The sequence below is a fragment of the Entomoplasma freundtii genome (assembly GCF_002804205.1).
Taxonomy (GTDB): domain Bacteria; phylum Bacillota_I; class Bacilli_A; order Mycoplasmatales; family Mycoplasmataceae; genus Williamsoniiplasma; species Williamsoniiplasma freundtii.
The window spans coordinates 116,915-139,339 of sequence record NZ_CP024962.1 but is presented as its reverse complement, the minus strand read 5'-3'; the positions used below and the strand labels follow the sequence as shown (position 1 = coordinate 139,339).

Annotated in this window: 16 protein-coding genes; all 16 read right to left on the bottom strand. The window is 34.8% G+C overall.

Annotated elements, in window-relative coordinates:
* Window positions 1-7 precede the first annotated feature (7 nt).
* Window positions 8-3,703 carry an ABC transporter permease gene (locus EFREU_RS00540; protein ID WP_100609098.1) on the bottom strand — a complete coding sequence of 1,232 codons (3,696 nt, stop codon included), beginning with the start codon at window positions 3,701-3,703 and terminating at the stop codon, window positions 8-10.
* A 60-nt stretch (window positions 3,704-3,763) separates the two neighbouring features.
* Window positions 3,764-7,297 (bottom strand): ABC transporter permease, encoded by a 3,534-nt coding sequence (locus EFREU_RS00535; protein ID WP_157844556.1) that lies wholly within the window; start codon window positions 7,295-7,297, stop codon window positions 3,764-3,766.
* A gap of 179 nt (window positions 7,298-7,476) precedes the next feature.
* Entirely contained in the window at window positions 7,477-8,907 is a 1,431-nt protein-coding gene (locus EFREU_RS00530) for a hypothetical protein (RefSeq protein WP_100609096.1), read from the bottom strand.
* Between the two features lie 174 nt (window positions 8,908-9,081).
* Complete coding sequence (gene tuf, locus EFREU_RS00525) at window positions 9,082-10,269, bottom strand: elongation factor Tu (RefSeq protein ID WP_100609095.1); 1,188 nt, start codon at window positions 10,267-10,269, stop codon at window positions 9,082-9,084.
* Between the two features lie 107 nt (window positions 10,270-10,376).
* Window positions 10,377-12,452, bottom strand: coding sequence for an elongation factor G (gene fusA / locus EFREU_RS00520; RefSeq protein ID WP_100609094.1), 2,076 nt, complete (start codon window positions 12,450-12,452; stop codon window positions 10,377-10,379).
* 66 nt (window positions 12,453-12,518) lie between these two features.
* Window positions 12,519-12,986, bottom strand: a complete 468-nt coding sequence (gene rpsG / locus EFREU_RS00515; protein WP_100609093.1) for a 30S ribosomal protein S7 — start codon at window positions 12,984-12,986, stop codon at window positions 12,519-12,521.
* Window positions 12,987-13,036: 50 nt separating this feature from the next.
* Window positions 13,037-13,450: a 30S ribosomal protein S12 gene (gene rpsL, locus EFREU_RS00510; RefSeq protein WP_100609092.1), complete on the bottom strand. Its 414-nt coding sequence runs from the start codon at window positions 13,448-13,450 to the stop codon at window positions 13,037-13,039.
* Between the two features lie 152 nt (window positions 13,451-13,602).
* Window positions 13,603-14,229 (bottom strand): orotate phosphoribosyltransferase, encoded by a 627-nt coding sequence (gene pyrE, locus EFREU_RS00505; RefSeq protein WP_100609091.1) that lies wholly within the window; start codon window positions 14,227-14,229, stop codon window positions 13,603-13,605.
* A complete protein-coding gene (pyrF, locus tag EFREU_RS00500; protein ID WP_100609090.1) occupies window positions 14,216-14,932 on the bottom strand; it encodes an orotidine-5'-phosphate decarboxylase in 717 nt (238 codons plus the stop codon). Before pyrF ends, pyrE begins: the two co-directional genes overlap by 14 nt.
* Window positions 14,907-15,833 (bottom strand): dihydroorotate dehydrogenase, encoded by a 927-nt coding sequence (locus EFREU_RS00495; RefSeq protein WP_100609089.1) that lies wholly within the window; start codon window positions 15,831-15,833, stop codon window positions 14,907-14,909. Before EFREU_RS00495 ends, pyrF begins: the two co-directional genes overlap by 26 nt.
* 37 nt (window positions 15,834-15,870) lie before the next feature.
* The gene (locus EFREU_RS00490; RefSeq protein WP_100609088.1) at window positions 15,871-16,599 is read right to left on the bottom strand and encodes a ferredoxin reductase domain-containing protein; all 729 of its coding nucleotides are present in this window, start codon (window positions 16,597-16,599) and stop codon (window positions 15,871-15,873) included.
* A complete protein-coding gene (locus EFREU_RS00485; RefSeq protein ID WP_232673622.1) occupies window positions 16,562-17,872 on the bottom strand; it encodes a dihydroorotase in 1,311 nt (436 codons plus the stop codon). The genes EFREU_RS00490 and EFREU_RS00485 overlap by 38 nt, the downstream gene beginning before the upstream one ends.
* Window position 17,873: 1 nt before the next feature.
* A complete protein-coding gene (locus EFREU_RS00480) occupies window positions 17,874-18,764 on the bottom strand; it encodes an aspartate carbamoyltransferase catalytic subunit (RefSeq protein ID WP_100609087.1) in 891 nt (296 codons plus the stop codon).
* Between the two features lie 347 nt (window positions 18,765-19,111).
* Window positions 19,112-20,110: a hypothetical protein gene (locus tag EFREU_RS00475; protein ID WP_100609086.1), complete on the bottom strand. Its 999-nt coding sequence runs from the start codon at window positions 20,108-20,110 to the stop codon at window positions 19,112-19,114.
* 9 nt (window positions 20,111-20,119) lie between these two features.
* Window positions 20,120-21,658 carry a cardiolipin synthase gene (cls, locus tag EFREU_RS00470; RefSeq protein WP_166666733.1) on the bottom strand — a complete coding sequence of 513 codons (1,539 nt, stop codon included), beginning with the start codon at window positions 21,656-21,658 and terminating at the stop codon, window positions 20,120-20,122.
* Window positions 21,658-22,362 carry a hypothetical protein gene (locus EFREU_RS00465; protein WP_100609084.1) on the bottom strand — a complete coding sequence of 235 codons (705 nt, stop codon included), beginning with the start codon at window positions 22,360-22,362 and terminating at the stop codon, window positions 21,658-21,660. Before EFREU_RS00465 ends, cls begins: the two co-directional genes overlap by 1 nt.
* Between the last annotated feature and the right edge of the window lie 63 nt (window positions 22,363-22,425).

Sequence of the window (22,425 nt, the reverse complement as noted above, 5' to 3'; positions counted from 1 at the left end):
AAAATGGTTATAGGATTGCAAAGGCATCACGGGGTTTTTGTAAATGGGTAAAAGTAACGATGGAAATTGATATGGCCAGACAAAAGACGGCAGCCATTAAAAAGGCCAAGCAAATAAATTGCCAACTTCACACAAAGTAAACACTAATGCCGATATAGTCAGTAATAACGCTCTTAGTACTATTCAAAATACCCAAGGAAATCCCAATAGCTGTGATTGTCGCTAAAATAGCCGCCACAAAATAACCACTAATTAAATATCAATTGACTTCAGAAAGACGGTATCCCATTGCTTTGAACAAGAGAATAACGCGACGGTTTTCCAAAAGAATCAAAGTGATTAAAATTAGGGCAATGATAAAGGATAAGGCTGCCAAAATAATAATGAAACGGTTTAAAATGAGCACAAATGGTTTGGCCTTATTTTCCGTAGCTTTCGTGACGCGATCAAAAATCATAATATTATTTTTGAGGCTATCAAAGTAGTTACTTAAACGCGGACTGAAAAAATCCTCTATCCTTGTACCAGGTGCCCAATTATCAATGGCTTTGGTTGCCAAGTTGGTTCTCATTAACAAGGAATTTGGAGCACCAGTATGTTGAGCTACTGGGATGACCAGATTACGAAGCCCTCACGGCAACGTTGATTTAGCATCATAAACTGTATTGCTTAATGAAACATTCAAGTCTCGTAATTTTGAATAAGCTTCGTAAGCACTTTCATAGTTGATATTGACTAAATTAAGAGGTCCAATCTTTGAATTATTTTTATAATAGTCTGCCATTTCGACAAGATACTGTAAGAGTCCTGCTTGCGACGAATAAATGTTTGAAAGCACTGAGTCTTCTTTCACGACATCATTGATAATAAGGTGCATTTTCATATCTAAAGTATTAAAACCAGGCATGTTAACTGTCAAAATTTGGCCTATTTTTAAGTTATATAAGGATTGAGCATATTTGGAAACATTAATTTTTAAAGCTTTGTCAAAATAAACGTCGGTCGGTTTCTCTTTGGGAATAGTCACAATGAAATCTTCTGGTTTTCACTTTTCGTTAAATTGAAAGTGACGAGCGGTTTCAATGTCATTATTTTCATAAGCTTGTAATGAAAAGTTAACATTTCTTTCATCTCACTCAGTAGTCATTGACAAAATGTTTCGAGGAGTAAATGGAGCTCCCTTCCCACCATTTAAGAAAATTCGGCCAAGGTAGATATTAAAACCTTGGGAATAATTAAAATTTTGTTCAACGCTATTATAAGCTCAAAGCGCATGAGTGATTAAGTCTTTAGCCTGTCAAATAAAATCATCATCAAAACCAGCCTTTTTTAGATAGTCGCCAATGGCATCAATATTCTTCGGATTAGCATTTAATCAATCAAAGACCATCTTGGTAAAAGATTGAGTAAAATAATAATTTTTTCAATTGAAATCCAAGGTGCCATCAACCAATTTCTCTCGATAAGCCTTAATAACTTCATCTAACGATACAAAACCGTCGTTATCTAGAACCCCAGAATCTGCTTTTAAGCGATTAATACCAAGTGGTTTTGTTGAGGAATCGTTATCAAAAGTGTCATAGCTTCTAATATATTCAATATCACCATTTTTGTTACCCGTATTCGCCTCGTCACCATCAGGTAAGGGGGCAAAAACCGGAACATTATTCATTGTTACAACAGATTTGTAAGGCATATTTCAACGTTCATATAGACCTGATAAAGTAGCAAATGAAGCTTTGAATTGAATAGCATATAAAATAATGCTAAATGACATGGTTAATAAAAAGTAAGTCACAAGATTTTTACCAATATTTTTAAAGGCAAAGGAAAGACCTATTTGAAACTTCGGTGAAGTCCGTACAGAAATTTTTTGCTTAAAATTACGAATTAGTTTGGCAGGTCCCTTTGACCTTATAAAGGCCTGGCTTTCAAAAGTGGAAATGTTCTTACGAATAAAGAGGACATTAATAATAAAGAAAAGCACAGTGACTACAATAAGGACAGCAATTAGGAAAACAAAAAATGATCAGTGAAAAGTGAAATATTTAATATATAACGAGGTACTTTCAAGAGCAATTTCATTAATCATTTGTTGCATTGCCAAGCTTCCAAAAAAGCCACCTAGAAACCCAATGAGCAAAGGTACTAGCATTGCAAAAGTTGTTAATAATGACAAACCACTATTGCTTACCCCTAAAGCCTTAAGAAAAACTAAGGTTTGGCGCTGCATAATAATAATTTCTTTTGTAATAAAGAAGAAGACAATAAAAAGTAAAACTAAGACTAATAGTCCCACTGTTATTGATAAGGAATTAAAAATCGCTTCTGAAACAGCAAAAGCGTTTATTGGCAACGTATCAATATAAGCCTTACGAACTTCACTAGCTACTGGTTTGTTTGGATTAGAGAGATTTGTTAAATCCATTGAGATTTTTGCTGATAAATAATCTTGTGCTTTAATTAAATCTTTTTTAGCACTTTTGACATTCCAAGCTTGGAGATCCATGATGGTTTTTGGCACCAAATTGGTGGTTCTATTCTTCCAACTTGCTTCTACTCATTGATGAGGCAATAAAAATATCGGACCTGACCAATTATAAAAATTAGCTGTATTAGTAATAGACCCCGCAATCAAAAACTCAAAGTTCAGCCGGCTCGGTTCATCATCATTGGCATCATCATTTTTTGGGAAGGAGAGTTTATTTATTTGTTTTGTTTGTTTTGGTTTTGCAAAAGTCAAACTAAAAGTATCACCGACGCGATAATTATTATCATGCAAGAAACGCGGCGACACATAAACAAAATTATAATTATTTAAATAATTGCGGTATTTATCAGAATGCCAATTTACTTGTTGATGTAATTTAAATTTAATACTTTCGTTAGTACGAAGTTGCCAGGGTGTTTCATCATAAAAATTAGGCGCTACATCCTTCGGTATTAAGTCAGGAGAAATGGTCATATAAGTTCAAAAAGACTTAAGAGGCCCATTATCATACCCAATTTGTTCAAATTTATTACTTGTTTGTGCTCAAACTAGGTTATCATCAACATGAAATTTTTCAGCAAAATAGGCACCCAAAAAATAAGTTGTATGGTATTTTTGAACTAAGTGGTTGATTAAATTTGGGAGAGTTATTTTATGATTCTCATTAGCATCATTAAATTTAGACATGATTTGGTCATTGCTAAGGTGTAATTGGTTGCTAAGTAGGTCATTGCCAATAAAATCGGATAATTGTAACAAATGCATTTCACGATTATTTAGAGTTCCGGCAATGAGCAATAATTCTTTTATATCTTGCAATATTGCTGGATTATTTTCTACTTCATTTGTCAAATCCAAGGTTTCGATCATGAAGTTTAATAATGGGGAAGTGTCTCCCGTTTGAAAGGCCTTATTCTTGGTATCATTTTCTTTACTTATTGATTCTTGAACTTGGTAAAGTTTATAACCAGGAATATCTTCCACTTCTTCCTTATTTACTCAGGCTGGCAAAAAACGATAATTCACATTGTACATCGCATTAGGCGCAGTCCCAAAACTTTGCTGAAAAAGATTTGTGAAACTAGCGCTAAATGTTAATAAACCTACTGACATTGAAATTGACAGCACCAAAAAGAGCGTGAAACTCACGTATAATAAAATCTTTTTAAAAAAATCATGAAGTGATTGCTTAAGAACCAATTTAAAAGTCATGTTTATAGCGCCTTATCATTACTCTTTAATTTTATGCAAAATATTTTAATAACTATAAAATTAGAGTACCATAAAGGCCTCCCTTGGTTTTTGGAAATTTGTAAAAACGACCACTGAGATGGCAATTAGCGCACAAAAGCCGCCAGCAAGACCAAGAGCTACTAAAATAAATTCCCAACTTCAAACAAAATATAAGCTCATTTTTAAATATTCAGCAATGATACCTTGAGTATTTTTGAGGCCGATAAAAGAAATCAAAATCCCTAAGGCCATTGCTAAAATTGAAGCAACAAAATAGCCACTAATTAAATACCAGTTTATATCTGCTTTTTGGTAACCAATAGCCTTAAAAAGCAAGATGACTGGGCGGTTTTCCAAGAGTACTAAAGTAATTAGGATTAAGGATAAAATCAAGGCCAAGAAAAGCAAAATGATAACGAATTCGTTAAGAATAGTGTTAACTTGTCACATTGAACTTGATAACCGTTTACTTACCATATCAAAGACCACTACATTGGTTCCTAACTCCGACAGATAAGTCAAACTTAACGAGTCACTATAAAAGTCTTCTGCCCGTTGTCCTAAATTATTACCATTTTGATTGTAAAAAGGTAAAGTGATATTTTGCATTCCCCATGGAACATCATTATCGCGGTCAAAAACAGTGTTACTAATTAATTTTGGGTTTTTCATTAACTCGGCTTTTAAACCTTGATAAACAGCTTTTTGTTTTTCTTTATCGGGAAGGCTGGCGAGTGTCTGGTCACTAAATGGTAAATAATCAGGATTAGCAAAATAATTCATTAAAGCATTTTGACTAGTATAAATCATTGAGTCGATAGTTTCCTCTTTAACAACCCTGTCCACAATTAAATAGGCTAAGCCATCTTTTCGCGCCGTATTGAAACCATCAAGATTCATTTGTAAAACGCTATTAGTTTTAAGGCTATAAGCATTGGCTAATCGTGACGAGACATTTACTCTTAGAAAAACCGCTTCCTCGCCATGCCAATTACCCTTGACAAAAAAGTCCTCTTCATTTAAATCTCGAAAATTAAAATGTTTCTGGGTATCTTTATCACCATCTTCATAAGCAAGCATTGTCAAATTTTTATTCTTGTTTGGATAATGAGCCTTAATACTTAAAACACTTCGGGAATCATAATTAAGAGGAAGTTGCCCAAAATAGATGTTGAAACCATCATAATAACCAAAATTTTGGTTTAGCTCAATGTATTTTTGCAAAGTACCATCCACTAAATTATTAATCATTTGTTCCGTCCCACGCGACGGTTTCTCCCCACTAAATTTTTCAATCCAATTCAAGATTTCCTGAATTAAAGCTTCCTTTTTCTCAGGACCATCTTTTGGATCTGTAATTTCAGCCAAATGATGACTCGTAAAATCTTTAGTTAGATAATAATTTTGAAAACGAAAATCACTATTAGGGTCAGATAAAGAGGTAAAGTAAGTGCTAATTAAGTTTTGCAGATCAGCATCAGTATTAATTTGCCAACTAGGACCCATAAGTTCCTTTGTAGTTAAATCAATTGCTTCTAATCGTTCGTTTACTTGAGTTTTAATAGATGGTTTTACTGCTTTTGGGTTTAAGTCTGATTGACTATTAGTCATTGATTTAGGAATAAAAGTTTCGTAACTCAATAGATAGTTATCAGCCGCTGGTTCTTGTGAAAAGAGCGGCAGGTTAGTCATATAGTTAACTGATTTATAAGGCTTATTTCAACTTTCATACGATCTTGACAAGGTGGACATTGACACTTTAAACTGCACCGCATAAAGAATGACGCCAAAACTTAAACTTAAAGTTATAAAAACAATAAAATTTTTATAAATATTCTTAAAGGCAAATGAGAAGCCAATTCGAAATTTTGAAGAAGCGTTTTTAGTTAATTTAAATTTTAACTTTTGGAATAATGTTGCTGTTTTGTGAACATTAATTTGTTGGGCCATGCGAAAGCGACTTGATTTAATCAAAATAGTGTTAATTAAAAAGAATAAAAGCCAAATTACTAAACTTAAACCAAAAAGGAAAAGGAAAAATTCATAATTAAAACTAAAATAGGGCATATAAAAAGCAGTATCAAGTAAAGCCACAGAGTACATTGTTTTTTGAACTAGTAAAGCCCCAAAAAAACCAGCAATCAAACCAAGCAAAATCGGCACAAATAAAGCAGCAGTAGTGATAAAAGAAAGACCACTATCATAAACTCCCATCGCCTTGAGAAAGAAAAGAATTCGACGCTGAATCATTACCACTTGCTGCGTAATGAAATAAAAGACAACTCCTAATAAAAAAAGCACTAAAAAGCCAACCACATAGGCGATTGTGATAAATATTTGGACTGTAAAGTCATAAGCATATCGTGGTAGTGAAGAAACTCATGATGTTGAACTTTCCATAATAATCCGAACATTTACAAGGTTTCTAAACCGGCGATTATAGACTTTAGAAATATAATCTTGTCCTCGTTGATAATCGTTTCCAAACTCATTCAAATAAAGCAGCAAAGTCCGTTTAATGGTTGGGGGTGGAATTTGTGAAACGCCATTTATTTTATAAAAATTAGCCATCCATTGGTATGGAATCATAAAGTTTGGTTTATTGTCTGAATAATAAAAATTTGACGAGTCAGTTGCAGTTCCGGCAATTAAAAATTCCTGAGTTTTTACATTAGGAGGTAATTTTTTAAATTTATCAATATTTTTCACTTCTAGCGTTACGTAATCACCAATATTTAGTTTTTTACTATGGAGGAAAGCGGGTTGGACAAAAATGAAATTATAATTTTTACGTTCTTTTTGGTGTTTTGTTCAATCTACTTGTTGTCAGAATTTAATAGTTGAAGCTTTATTTTCATGCAACGTTCAAGGTGTCTCTTCATAAAAATCTTGACCAAGAATTTTTGGATTAACTCTTAAATATTCTCAACGCATTGGTTGCTTTCCCAAACTTTCAATAACAAAATCGTTATCAAAGACGGCTCGTTGATAACCAAGAAGATTCTTATTTTCTTTTACTTCTTTTTCCATAAAATAAGCACTAACAAGGTTATTTGTTTGATATTCATGATCTAAGATTTCATAAATTTTTTGAACTTGGTTATTGTAAATAGCAAGATTTTGGTCTAAACCACTATCTTGTTGGAAATAGTCATAAAGTAAGGCATCATTAAAAATTTCATTGCGGTGCAATTTTGTTACATCGCCCCGGCTATGGCCAATTCCTAAGGTTAAACGTTGAAATTCTGACCCATCAGGAATTGGCAAAAGGTTTTTCAAAAATTCGGTAATAAGGGCATCTCTTTCTTGCGCTTTATAATACCCATTAGTATCTTTTTTGGCTTCCTTGGCGGTGATTCAATAAGGCAGATAAGCTCTATTGAAATTCAATGAGGCATTGGGGTTTGTTGCCCCCACCGTTTGCCTAAATAAGTTTTGGAAACCATAACCAAAAGAAATTAACCCAACAAAAATCGAGATGGCGAGCATCAAGAATAAGGTAAAGGTTAAATAAAGGATGCTTTTGCTTGTGAAATCCCGAAATGATTGTTTTAAAACCAACTTTAGTTTCATTGAGTCAAAGCCTTTTCCATGTATAATTTTAACAATTAAAAGGACCCAACTCATAAGTGGGTCCTTTAAAGTTTTAAATAATTTGTTTTATGCCAAAAAGTACTCCTTTGAACTTTTTGGCAATTGAATAGTCATACATTTAGGTTAACAATACTTTTGGTATTTTCGAGGCTTGTTTTTTAGGATTCATCAAGCATTAAGTAATAAGCTTCTAAAACTGTTAACGAACATTGAAGCAAACTATTATCATCATCCAAATTCTTTTTTAGATTTTCTAAAGGCGAGCCTTTTACAAAATCATCTGCTCCTTCTTGGGTTCCTAACATTTGTAAAAGATTTTTTAGAGAGACTTGTGAATTCTTATTGTTGATAAAGTCTTTTACATTTTCCAAACAACTATCAAAATTATCCCAATTCTCCAAAGATTCAAAGCTGCTAGCTAGTTCCGGAAGATTGATTCTAAATTTAAAAATCTTTGCATGGTTGGCAGTGTCGAAGATTCCATTAAGGTCCTTCAATGTTTTATCTAACCCAAGTTCTGCAATCACCGGCTCAATGGCATTAACAATCATCGTAGCAAGGTTTCTAGGCTTTAGTTCATCGGTTATAAGTTTTATAATAGCTCCGGTAATTCCATTATTGGCCATTTCAATGGCTTCTGTAAATGTACGTTGTCCATAAAAACCGGTATCAATTAAGACATCTTCAAAAAATGGTGATGTAACTAAGTTGGATACAATGTCAATTAAATCATTTTTGCCGTCTTGAGAAAAAAGGTGGGCAAGGCGTTCAAATAAAAGTCTTATATTAAAATCTTTTTCAAGGTCAGGTTCGCCTTCTGCCCAAATTAATTGTTCATATCCGGTGGAGAAATCATTTTTCTTCATTACATGGTCTTTAATTAGAGGCATTAAGGCTTGGATTAAGTTTTTTTGAGCCTTTTTATTGCCAAAAATATTATTTCCCGCCTCAACTAGACGGTTGGCAAACTTTTCAGTCTCAAAGCCTCATTGACCACCTCCGCCTAGATGTAGACAATCATCAATTATATTTCCCAAATAAGCGCCGGTTAAATCGTGAATCATTTCATTAAAATGAATTCCTCCACTATAAGTATAAAAATTATTTCAAGTTCACTTATTTCCCTGAGCCCGAGCCCATAAATGGCCATTTCAACGACCGGTGGTTTGGCCTGGTGTACCATCTTCACCTATTTGTTTAGCTACTCGGGCCATCGATTCTTTAATATCGCCATCTGATGGTTTATACCATTCCTTGCTGATTTCGGCAAAGAGATAAGAAATTGGTGAATGATAAGTTTTAAATAGATCAAAAAACTGGTTGACCATTTCTGTTTCATTACCAAGCCCTTTTAATTCAGCTTCAATCAAAGAAACAATTGAAGGGTTTGTTAAAATTTTATTGTTAATCAAGTCCTTATAGGTCTTAATTTTTCTAATAAGTTCTAGTTCTTTATCGTGTGCCAATGGGCTAATTGCTCTTGCGTCATTACCTTGACTATTTTGGATAGATAAAACAGTAGGTGTAAGAGGGACGGATCCTACGCTAGTAGTCATGATTGCTAAACTTTTTAATAAAAGTTTATACATAATTAACTCCTTTTGTGTTCGAACACCAAAATATTAGCATTATTAAAAATAAATGCCATAGATTTAAAATTTATGGCATTTTTTACACGGAATGTAAATTTATGATATCTTTGCAAATAAAAAAACCACTTATTTTGAATAAGTGGTTTTTAAAAAATGAATTTTTAACAAAAATTAGTTTTCGATTTCGATAACAGTTCCGGCTCCGATGGTACGTCCACCTTCACGGATTGAGAATTTTGTTCCCTTTTCAATAGCGACTGGTTTAATCAATTCGATTGATAATTCCACGTTATCTCCAGGCATCACCATATCTACTCCTGCTGGTAAATCAACTTCACCAGTTACGTCAGTAGTACGGAAGTAGAATTGAGGACGGTATTTTTTAAAGAATGGTTTGTGACGTCCCCCTTCTTCTTGAGTTAAAGCATAAACTGAAGCTTTTAATTTAGTGTGTGGGTGGATAGTTCCTGGTTTTGCAATAACTTGTCCACGTTCGATTGTTTCACGACTTACTCCACGTAGTAATGCTCCAACATTATCCCCTGCTTCTGCAAAGTCTAATAATTTACGGAACATTTCTAGTCCAGTAACAACAGTTTTGGTTGGGTTTTTAACAAGTCCGATGATTTCAACTTCTTCATTGACTTTAACACGACCACGTTCAACACGTCCAGTTGCCACAGTTCCACGTCCAGTAATAGTGAAAACATCTTCAACTGGCATTAGGAATGGTTTGTCAGCATCACGTTCTGGAGTTGGGATGTAATCATCAACTGAAGTCATTAATTCGTCAACGGCGTTAGTTCATTTTTCTTCCCCGTTCAATGCTCCTAAAGCTGAACCACGGATTACTGGAGCATTTTCTCCATCAAATCCATATTCAGTTAATAAGTCACGAACTTCCATTTCAACAAGGTCGATTAATTCTTCATCCTCAACCATGTCACATTTGTTTAGGAACACAACAATTTTTGGTACTCCAACTTGGCGAGCCAATAGGATGTGTTCACGAGTTTGAGGCATTGGTCCATCAGTTGCAGCAACAACTAAGATTGCTCCATCCATTTGGGCTGCCCCAGTGATCATGTTTTTAACATAATCGGCATGACCTGGACAGTCAACGTGAGCGTAGTGACGGTTTCCAGTTTTGTATTCAACGTGTGAAGTATTAATAGTAATTCCACGTTCACGTTCTTCAGGAGCGTTATCAATGTTTGCGTAATCTTTGAATTCGGCTCCCCCTTTAGCTGCTAAAACTTTAGTAATTGCAGCAGTCAAGGTAGTTTTACCATGGTCAACGTGACCGATAGTCCCAACGTTAACGTGGGGTAAACTACGGTCAAATGTTTCTTTTGCCATTTTACATTTCTCCTTTATTTTCTATATATTATAAGCGATATTAAATAAATTTACTATCTTGCTCCCCGCCCTTGGGCGGGCTTTTAAGGTAATTTCTTAATAAATTATTAATTATTTTTTCCTGATTGTTTAATCACTTCATCAGCTACACTTCGTGGTGCTTCAGAATAGTGACTAAAAATCATTGTGTAAGTTCCACGTCCTTGAGTGAAAGAACGAAGTTCGGTTGCATAACCAAACATTTCACGAAGTGGTACTTTTGATTTGATTGCTTGAGCATTACCGCGTTGTTCTGATCCTTCGATTAGACCACGTTTTGATGAAAGGTTTCCCATAACATCCCCGTAGTATTCATCTGGAACAGTTACTTCCACGTTCATGATTGGTTCTAAAAGAACTGGTTTGGCTGATTGAGCAGCTTTTTTCAAAGCAAGCGAAGCAGCAATTTTGTAAGCTAGTTCATTTGAATCGACATCATGCATTGACCCATCCACGATAGTTGCTTTAACATCCATCATTGGGTAACCAGCAATCGGTCCATGTTTTAAAGCATCTTCTAGGCCTGATTGAGCAGCTTTGATGTATTCTTTAGAAACACGTCCTCCGGTAATCTTATCAACTCATTCGAAACCTTTATCAAGGTTTGGTTCAAAGTCAATAACAACGTGACCATATGATCCACGACCACCAGATTGTTTGATGTATTTTCCTTCGGCGCTTGCTGGTAATTTAATTGTTTCACGGTATGAAACTTGAGGAGTTCCAACATTAGTTGCAACATTGAATTCACGTTTTAGACGGTCAACAATGATATCTAAGTGAAGTTCTCCCATTCCAGCAATGATGGTTTGGCCGGTTTCAGTATCTGTATAAGTTCTGAAAGTTGGGTCTTCATCACGAAGTTTTTGTAAAGCAAGACCCATTTTTTCTTGGTCAGCTTTGGTTTTTGGTTCTAGAGCTAATTGGATAACAGGGTCCGGGAAGACCATTGATTCCAAAATAACTTGGTTTTTTTCATCAGATAAAGTGTCACCAGTAGTGGTATCTTTGAATCCAACAGCAGCAGCGATATCTCCAGCATAAACTTTATCGATTTCGGTACGAGTATTGGCATGCATTTGTAAAAGACGCCCAATTCTTTCTTTGTGGCCTTTAGTGGTGTTTAAGACATAAGCTCCTTTTTCCAGAACTCCTGAATAAACTCTAAAGAAAGTTAATTTTCCTACAAAGGGATCAGTCATTACCTTGAAGGCAAGGGCTGAAAATGGTTCATTATCGGCTGAATGACGTTCAACTTCAGTGCCATCTTCTAAATGACCACGGATTGAAGGCACATCAATTGGTGAAGGAAGGTAATCAATTACGGCATCAAGCAATAATTTAACTCCTTTGTTCTTAAATGCTGATCCTGCTAAAACAGGGAAGAAGTCAGCACTCATAACTCCTTTACGAATTGCTAGTTTTAATTCAGGAATAGTGATTTCGGCACCATCCAAGAATTTCATCATTAGCTCTTCGTCGTATTCGACGGCTGCTTCAACAAGTTGGTCACGAAGTTCTTGAGCGTGAGCTTTCATTTCGCTTGGAATTTCAATTTCTTGAGCAATTTCATCAGCTTTGCCATCATAATGGTAAGCTTTCATTTCCACAAGGTCGATGATTCCACTAAAGTTTTCTTCGGCTCCAATTGGTAATTGGATTGGAACAGCTTTTGCTCCTAAACGGTCTCCAATGGTGCGAACCGAATATTCAAAGTCCGCTCCAGTTTTATCCATTTTGTTAACGAAAACAATTCTTGGTACTTGGTAAGTAGTTGCTTGACGTCAAACCGTTTCAGTTTGTGGTTCAACTCCTGATTGGCCATCTAAAACGGCAATCGCTCCATCCAATACTCGTAATGAACGTTCAACTTCAATAGTGAAGTCTACGTGTCCTGGAGTATCGATGATATTGAAACGATTATCTTTTCAGAAAGCCGTGGTAGCGGCTGAAGTAATGGTAATTCCACGTTCTTGTTCTTGAACCATTCAGTCCATTTGTGATTCACCTTCATGAGTTTCCCCAATTTTGTGAATTTTTCCAGTATGGAATAAAATACGTTCAGTCGTAGTGGTTTTACCAGCATCAATATGCGCCATAATTCCAAAGTTCCGAGTATTTTTTAAATCGTATTCTCTTGGCATGATATCCTTTCTATTAAATTGGTTTTTAATTTATATGGTTTTTTATAAGGTTGATAATCATTGTGATTATCAACGGTAGTGAGCAAAGGCTTTGTTAGCTTCGGCCATTTTGTGAGTATCTTCGCGTTTTTTAACGGCTCCTCCCACATTGTTTGAAGCGTCAATAATTTCGTTAGCTAATCTCACAACCATGTCTTTCTCGTTACGTAAACGAGAATAATTGATCAATCAACGAAGTGCTAAAGTCACTTGACGGTCAGCTGAAACTTCGTTAGGCACTTGGTAATTAGCCCCTCCAATACGACGAACTTTTAGTTCTAGGTGAGGGCGTATATTATCAATTGCTTTATTGAAAACTTCAACAGGGTTTTCGTGAGTTTTTTCTTCAACTATTTCGAATGCTTGATAAAGAATTTTTTGGGCAACCCCTTTGGTTCCATCACGCATAATTTTGTTAATCGCTTTAGTTACAAGTTTTGAATTGTAAACTGGATCTGGCAAAACATCTCTTTTTTCTGCTTGATTTTTACGCATGTTATACTCCTTTCTAAATATTTATTAAGAAATCTTAGTGGTTCAACAAACTAATTTTTCGGTTTTTTGGTTCCGTATAATGAACGGCTTTGTTTACGTTTATCAACACCTTGAGTATCAAGTACTCCACGTACGATATGGTAACGAACCCCAGGTAAGTCTTTTACACGACCTCCACGGATTAACACTACGTTATGTTCTTGTAGGTTGTGTCCTTCACCACCGATGTAGGCATTAACATCCATTCCGTTATTTAATTTAACCCGAGCACATTTACGTAAAGCTGAGTTGGGTTTTTTAGGTTTAATCGTATAAATACGAGTACATACTCCACGTTTTTGAGGGGCATTAATTTTTTTTGATTTTTTTTGTAAAGTGTTAACTCAACGACTTAAAGCGGGAGCTTTAACTTTTCAAGTTTTTTGTTTACGGTTGGTTTTAACTAATTGGTTAATTGTTGGCATTTTAAGTCCTCCTTCCTTTCACATTTCCGTGCGTGTTGAACCAGCACAAGTAATATTTTACAATATTCATTGATAAATAACAAGGAATATTTAAAACAAAAAACCCCACTTTTTAGGGTTTTTTATCATTAAAAGCGAAAGAATAATTAACTTTAAAGATTTTGTTGAAATTTAATGAGCATTTCTTTATCTTCACTACTATTTGTTGGTAAATAAGTTACCAAATCATGGAAATTCAGTAGGGAATAGTAAGGAATATCTAATTTTTTGAAGTTATCATGGGCACGTTGCAAATCATAACTAAAGATAGCCACAATACCTTTGACATTTAAACCGGCTTGTTGAAGACTTTCAACCACTTTAATTACTGAACCCCCAGTTGAAATTAGATCCTCAACAACGATAACTTGATCACCTTTTTTATAGGCTCCTTCAATTTGGTTGCCTTTGCCATGGTCTTTTTTACTCGACCTTACATAGCCACATGGTTTCTCTAAGAAATGTGAAAGCAAGACGGCATGAGGTATCCCTGCAGTTGCTGTTCCAAAAAAAGTATCAATGGGAATATTAGGTCATTCTTCATTAATTAAGTTAGCCAAACCTTCCACCACACGAGTTCTTACATGGGGGTAACTCATAATTAAACGATTATCAATATAAATTGGTGATTTTATTCCTGAGGCTCAAGTAAATTGGTTTTGCGTATTAATATTAATCGCTTTAATATTAATTAAATCTTGAATAAGAGTCTTTTTCGTATCCTTACTAATTATTTTCATTTATGAACTCCTTGATTATGGTCTTATAAGTTTGATAAGGGTCTAGGCTTTGCGTAATAAGTCGACCCACGACTAAGAAATCTGAACCTCATTCGGCTGCTTGACGCGGAGTAGCCACACGCTTTTGGTCACTTTGTTGGTTTGTCCCCATTTGGATTCCAGGGGTGATTAGTTTTAACTTTGGATAGGTACTTTTGATTACTTTTGCTTCGCGAGGAGAACAAATAAGACCATACAAATTACTTCGAGCTGCTAAACCAGCAAGATTAAGCGCTAATCCATTACTTGAAAGTGCGGGATTTTGAAAGAGAGTTTGCACATCCTGGTCATCAAGACTTGTTAAAACACTTACCCCTAGAAGTTTCATGGCTAAATTTGGAGCTTCTTGTGCTAATAAGTCTAAGCTTTTTTGTCCTGCCGCTAAGTGAATTGTTAAAAAATCAACTTTGTATTGGTTAAGGGAGTGTAGAGCCTTAAGCATGGTTACAGGAATATCATGCAATTTTAAATCTAAAAAAATGGCATGACCACGATTTTTAAGTTCTTGAATGATTTCAAAGCCAACCCCATAAACCAACTCCATACCTAATTTTAAAAATAATTTTTCTGAGGGAGGAAATTTTGCTAAAAAGTTATTTAGCTCTATTTTCGATTGAAAATCGCAAGCAATGATAACTTTAGGCGCTGATTTGTCTAGGTTCATGAGCAGCTCCAACAATTTCTTGAATATTATTTAGGTTGTTTTCTTGGCAATATTGTTGCAAACCAGTTTTGATTTCCTGAATTAAATTTGGTTTTTGGAAAAGGCCAGTCCCAATACCAATTATTGAAGCTCCAGCCATCATAAATTCAATTGCATCTTCAGTAGAAGTAATTCCCCCCATGCCGATAATTGGGATATTAACCACTTGAGCGACTTGGTAAACCATTCGCACGGCAATTGGCTTAATCGCAGGTCCACTTAGGCCCCCAATACCGTTACCAAGAACTGGCTTTTTAGTCTTTATATCAATGTGAAGAGCTGGAATTGTATTAATTAAACATAAAGCGTCGGCTCCTTCATCTTCACAAACTTTTGCAAAGGCTTGAATATCGCTTACTGATGGCGATAATTTTACGATTAATTTCTTTTTCGTTAAAACTTGGCGAACGGCACGGACCGTTTCTCGAGTTAAATCTAAATTAGTCCCAAAGAGAATTCCGCCCTCTTTTACATTAGGACAAGAAATATTTAGTTCAATCAAAGCAATTTCGGCAATTTCATTTAATTTAGCGGCGAGTTGTTGGTATTCCTCGATTGTTCGTCCGCTAATATTGACCATGATAGGCACGTTCAATTGACTATAAGCAGGTACCACTTTTTCCTTAAATTCGGCAAAACCTGGATTTTCTAAACCAACTGAATTTAGTAGACCCATCGGGATTTGCGCAATCCGAGGTTGAGGATTACCTTCTCGAGACATTAGACTTAGTCCTTTAGTCGTCAAAATGCCTAATTCATTAATTGAATTAATTTTTTTATAAGCATCTCCATAACCAAATGTTCCGCTTCCTACTGTCAAAGGGCATTGCAAATCAAACCCTAAAAAATTCGTTTTTAACATATTAAATTCTCCTTCACAAAATTCTTTCTTATTACTTTTATATTGTCTTCAAACGTTGTTTCATACATTTATGGCATTCTTTTCAAGGACAACCCTTCGGACGTGTATAAGCAGATTGCACAGTAATTTTATGTTTCTCTCCTAGACGGGCTATTTCTTCTAGAACCGGATTGGGCCCACAAGCAATGATTGAATCAACTGTTTTGGCTTCATCGGTTACTAAATAGTTTTCTAAAGCTTCCAAAACATTTTGCTTAGGACCACACGATCCATCATCGGTAACAATTTTGTAATTAACATTTTTCGGAAACAATTCTAAAATTTTCAAGAAGTTTTCACTTCGAGCTCCAATTAACACTTCGAAATCTTGGTGATGGCGTTGTAAAACTTCCACAAGGCATTTCATCGGTGCCAAGCCCACTCCAGCCCCAACAATTAAAGTTTTTTTGTTTTGACCATAATGAAACCCATCGCCACAAGGCCCTTCCATTCAAACATCATCACCAATTTTTAATTGTTCCGCCATATAATGAGTACCCTCCCCACGTAGTTGGTAATAAACTTGCACCGTTTCTTCAGAAGGATTAATTCCAAAAAAACTGAACGCACGAGGGCTTGTAAAATGCGACGCTGGAAAAATATTCATATATTGACCAGGGTGGGCTAATTGACTAATGATTGGCGCTTTGAATGTCGCTAAATATAAGTTCGGAGCAACACAGTCATTGCTAATTAATATAGTTTTTTCGCGAATTTTCTCTAACATTTTCAGTTTCTCCTTTTAGATAGTAAATTTTGCCATGTTGCACATTGGCTCATGGTCAACCAAATAACTCTTGGTTTAAAAATGGGGTGTTATGTGATTTAGAGTGAAGTTTTTCGGCCAAAACTGGTTGGCTTTCTGCCAAATCTAAAATTGTAAAAGTTGCCTCATTACCAATATTCAGGCTAATATCTGAATGATTAATTAATTTAGCGGGTTTAATACTCATGGCTTCTAGAATTATTTCTAAGGGCACTTGCTTAGTTTTGACTAAATGGGTGTAAAGAAGTGGAAAGGCGAATTCCAACCCAATAATTCCCATCGTTCCTGTGGCAAAGCCCGCTTTTGATATAGCTTCATGAGGGGCGTGATCTGTAGCGATTACATCGATAATCCCTTCATTTAAGGCTTGAATTAAACTTTGACGATCAATCGCTCTATTCAAGGGTGGATTCATCATAAAGTTCGCATCATCTTTGTGAATATCTTCTAGACTTAGAACTAAGTGATGAGGAGTTACTTCAGCAGTAATTTTGGAGTTTATTAGACGAGATTTTTTTAATAAATCGACACTTTTTTGTGTTGATAAATGACAAAGATGATAAGGTAATTGGTGCTTCAAAGCCAATCCCAAGTCCCGACTTAAAGGGTTTGATTCATAATCATCATCAACCCCTTGAAGACCAAATTTTTTTGCTACTTCTTGGCGCAAGATTTTTGTTTCGCTTACCAATTTGTGACGGCTATCAACATGCAAACTAACCAATTTCTCATTATTCGCTCCAAACCGAAGAATCGCTTCCAGCATCTGGTGATTAGCCAAATAACTCCCATCATCACTAAACCCAACCACCATATTATTTAGACTTTCTCAATCAGTTTCTTCTTCGCCAGCCAGATTTTTTGTAATTGCGCCAAAAAACTTAAGGTTGATAGGGGCTGTTCTAGCCTTTTCCATGAGGGGCTGTAAAATATTAAGATTATCAGTTGTTGGAGTTGTGTTTGGCATCAAACAAACAGTTTGATAGCCACCATATAAAGCAGCCATTGCTCCCGAAAGAAGATCTTCTTTATTAGTTTGACCTGGTTCGCGAAAATGGGCATGGAGATCGATAAATCCTGGAGTAATAAGGCTTCCGTTCGGTAAGGAAATTATTTCCCCAATCAATTGCGGCCCAATCGCCACAATTTTGGTATCAGTAATTGTTAAATTGGTTGTTTCAAAGTTTTGGTTACGATAAATTAAGGCATTAGTAAAAGTAATTGTTTTGACCACTTTAATTTTGTTTCCCTTGATCAGAAATAGCGCGATTAATTAGAGCCATCCGTACAAATACTCCGTTGCTCATTTGGTCAAATATTTTTGATTGGCTACATTCCACAACTTCGTCGTCAATTTCTATCCCGCGGTTAAATGGAGCTGGATGCATAATAATAGCGTTTGGTTTCATAGTTTCAACTAATGCTTTTGTTAATTTATAATTTTTTAGATAATCAAGATGATAGTTTTCTTGTTCAGCAAAGCGTTCAAATTGATAGCGTAATAGCATCACGACATCCATGTGAGGTAAATCAGTTTTGAAGTTAGCTTTTTTAATGCCATTAACGTAAAGTTCGTCAATGCTGGCTCCAAAGACCTCCATACCAAGTTTCTGCATGATTTTCATGTTCGTTTTGGCCACTCGGGAGTATTTCAAATCTCCAACAATCATCACTTTCAAACCTTCAAAGTGACCAAAGTGTTCTTTGATTGTTAACAAATCTAATAAACTTTGGGTGGGATGATTTCCTGAACCATCACCCCCATTTAAAATTGGAGTTTTGATTTTATTTTCTCAGGTTTTATAATATTCATTTTCTGGATGGCGGACCACCATCGCATCAACTCCTAAGGCTTCAAAGGTCTTGATTGTATCGTAAAGACTTTCTCCCTTTTTTGTGGAACTTACTTTTTCATTGAAATTTAAGGTTTTGCAACCTAGTTTGTGAGCCGCCACATCAAACGAATAATGGGTTCTTGTTGATGGTTCAAAAAAAAGGTTAGCTACAACTTTTTCCTGATGATAATTAACTATTTTTTCAGCCTTTTTAAAAGCTAATGCTTCATTAAGACATTGGTTAACATCCTCTTTTGTCCAATCATCCAAATTAAATAAACTTTTATTCATTTTTTCTTCCTCTCTTCATTGCTCGCTTTTCTTTGCTTTGCTTTATTTTGTTTCGTGCTTCTTTAGCTTTGTTTCTTAGACAAAGACCCGATTTCAACTTTAAAAAAACCTATTTGTTAAGTCGATGACTTAACAAATAGGTTTTAAAATTTGATTGTGAATGTTTATTAAAGAGGAAACAAAAAGACCGAAAAACGTTTTTTTCCAAATATTTTCTTTTTTAAGAAAAACGGTAATTTTTTTGGTCATTTTTCAACCCCCATAATATTAGACACTATAATACCAGTTTTAGTCAAGAAAATAAATAAAAAAAACAATTTTATTTATTTTTGGGAGTTTATTGATAGTTAATGAGACTTGCTTGGAAAGTTTTTCTCATGTTCTTTTTCCGGATTATCGATTTCTCTAATACCTTTGACCAATTCCAAACTAACTTCCACCAAAACATAAAGACTTGTAAAAAGGCCAATTACAGCAAACGTTGGAGCCGTTAAAGAATTAACAGAAATTAAAATGGAAGTAATAAAAAGCATTATTAGAAGACCCTCTAAAAGAAATAAACGATGGGCCAAGGGGGTAATCGTGTGTTTTTCTCAAACATTAACTATGTTAGCTAAGACTCAAACGATAGATAACAAATTAAAAATAACCATTACCAAACCAAGGCCTAAAGCAGCGCCAGCATCTAACTTATTAGCTCCCCACAGGGCAACGTAAATAATATTACATACTAACCAGGCGATTTGCGAAGCGAGGAAAAGAGCTCTTAATGACGGAGTCGATTTTAAAAGCGAATTAAAATTGAAAAAATAGTTGAAAATTTTATGATGTTTTTTTGATTTTTTCCGTTCATCAATAATTTCTAAGTCATTAAACTCTTGGGTTTTTAAAACGGCTGCCAAATCATGAAAGCCTTCAACAATAAGGGTTTCTGCTTGGTCAACAAAATGTAACCCCGAATCAAGATCTAAAGTTTCAAAAGTTCAACTTTGGTTATTGGTTACAATATTAATTCTTAAGATTTGACTATTACCCTTGCTTCTTTTTCCGTTGATAATTTTAATGTCATCAAAATTAACCATTTTGGGAGTTCCACGTCATTTCTCATCATCCAAAAGTGACTCGACTAAAATAATTTCGCGATTGGTTAATAAAATTACCCACCAAATTTCACTTAAAGTCCCATTGCTTTTGACTTGATTTCCATAAGTTAACGAAATAATTTGTCGACCACGAGGCAAAATCTCGCTCGCTTCTTGGATTAATTGGTCAAGAATTGATTCTTGTTGAAAATTATGAATTCATTCATTCTTTTTTAATTGTTGTTCAATTGTACGATAGCTCATAGAGACCTCCTAAAGTAATGGCGTGATAATATTCAAAGTTTGGATAAAGAAACGATAAGACCTTTTGTGTTCACTTAAAGGCCTCTTGGTGTAGAGATGCGATAAATGGAAATCATGCTCAAACTTCTTAGTTAGTTCTTTATTAAATTCACGCGATTTAATTAAAGCCATTGTTTGTTGGTCAGAAAAGAAAGCACGAAAATCTAAATTAGTTGAACCAACAAACGAGATTTCATCATCAAAGAGAAAAGCTTTAAAGTGACTGAAGGTATTATTTAATGTATAGATTTTAGCACCAGCATCATATAACTCTTGCGTTCAATATTTTGAAACATTGAGTAAATATTGTTTATCGCCTTTACCCGGTAATAATAAACGCACATCAATTCCAGAACGAGCACTTGAGGCTAAGGATTTAATTAATTCTACAGGAGGAACAAAATAAGGGGTTGCTAACCAAATTCGTTTCTGGGCACTATTAATTAAATTTAAAATTAAGTCCAAGTGCATTGGGGTTGGATGATTAGGTCCTGATGAGACCACCTGCATCAAATCATGGCGGCCAGTCGTTTTTGGTTTAGCAATGCCAAGACTCGGCTCTTGATCAATTAAAAGTTTTTTCGTATAAAACAACCAATCCGAAACGAAAATTTTTTCTAATCCTTGGAGTGCATCGCCCTCGATTTTAATCATTGAGTCATTCCAAATACCAAATTTAGGACTTAGGTTGATATATTCATCGGATAAATTAATCCCTCCCAAAAAGCCAACTTCACCATCAATTGAAATATCCTTGCGGTGGTCACGATAATTCATAGTTCAGTTTATAAAAGGCAACTTAACAGGTCCAAAGGGCACTACTTGCGCTCCCGCTTCTTTGAGTCTACGTTTCATTTCGCTAGTAAACTTTCCATAACAACCAAAGAAATCATAAAGAAAATAAACACGTACTCCCGCATCTAAACGTTCCTTTAAAACTAACTCAAGATTTCGGTAAAGCTCCCCATCGTTCACAATATAGATATTCAAAAGAATATAGTTTTTAGCCTTACTCATTTCCCGTAAAACTGTTGGTCAGGCAATATTGCCGTTGGGTAATAAATCAATTTGCGTATTTTTATAAATTAAGTCCGCCTGTTGGTTAAGACTCATCATAAAAGCACGTTTGTATTCAGGAATGTCTTTATCGATGATTGGTAATGTCGTTTGCTTCATTTCTTTCATAATTGGACGTTCACGGAAATCCGAAAAGTTTTTGTAACGATAATCACGTGTGGTTTTGTAATGATAAGTACGACCAAAAAAGAGGTAAGATCCTAAACCAATAATGGGCATAAAAATAATGAAAATCGCTCAACGAATTCGAGTTTCAACACGACGATGTGGATTAAATAAAACTACAAAGGCCCAAATGATTGATAAAATTTCAACCCCTAACAAGGTTCAAAGAAAAGTAGGCGATAATAAAACGGAAAGTAACGTAATGGCAATAATGTAGGCCGAGAAAAGAAAAATTAGAGAAAATAAGGCCACAATATGCTTTTTCATTATGTACGTTGCTCCACTTCTAATTTGTGATAGTTTACTTGACTTAATCATTTATTTGTTTTAATTACAAATAAGTTGAAAAATTCTGGGGTGATTTTTTGAATTGCCTCAATCATCTTTTCTTGCGCCTTAAGTTTGGCGCAAAAGACTAAATAATTTGGGTTAATAGTTGTTTTATTTGAATAATAACCTAAATTTAGATACATCGCTAAATAATAACCATATTCATAATATTGATAATAATTATCATCGTCAATAAAGGGACTGGCAAAAGTTGAAGCAAGCATTGAATAAATATGATGAAAAGAAAAATAACGAGTTATTTCCTCAGGTGTAAAATGGAATTCTCTCGCAAGATTTTTCTCCAAATTATCAGGAATTAAAATCAAGTGATATTCATCAAGATTTGCTTCAATTTTTTTGTTTAGAACCTTCATATCTTCTTTGAGTCCTGTTTTTGTTGCTAACTGATAAAGTTCACTTGTCAACAAGCGAATGATATTCATTTGGTTAACAAAATGAACTTCCTTTAGTTTTGCTAATCTTAATAAAAAATCAAGGTTTTTAATAATGATATTCTTTTGGTCACTGGCCGGATTTTTAACAAATTCTTTGGTTTTCAAATCGTTGTGAAGCAAAAAATTGCGATAAATTCGCTTCTGGTTTTTCAAACGATGCCCACTTCTTTTAAACTCTTTAGTCATTAAATTCTTACCTTTCCCCCTTATTTTACTATTTTTCCCAAAATAAAAAAAAGAGCGCTGAAT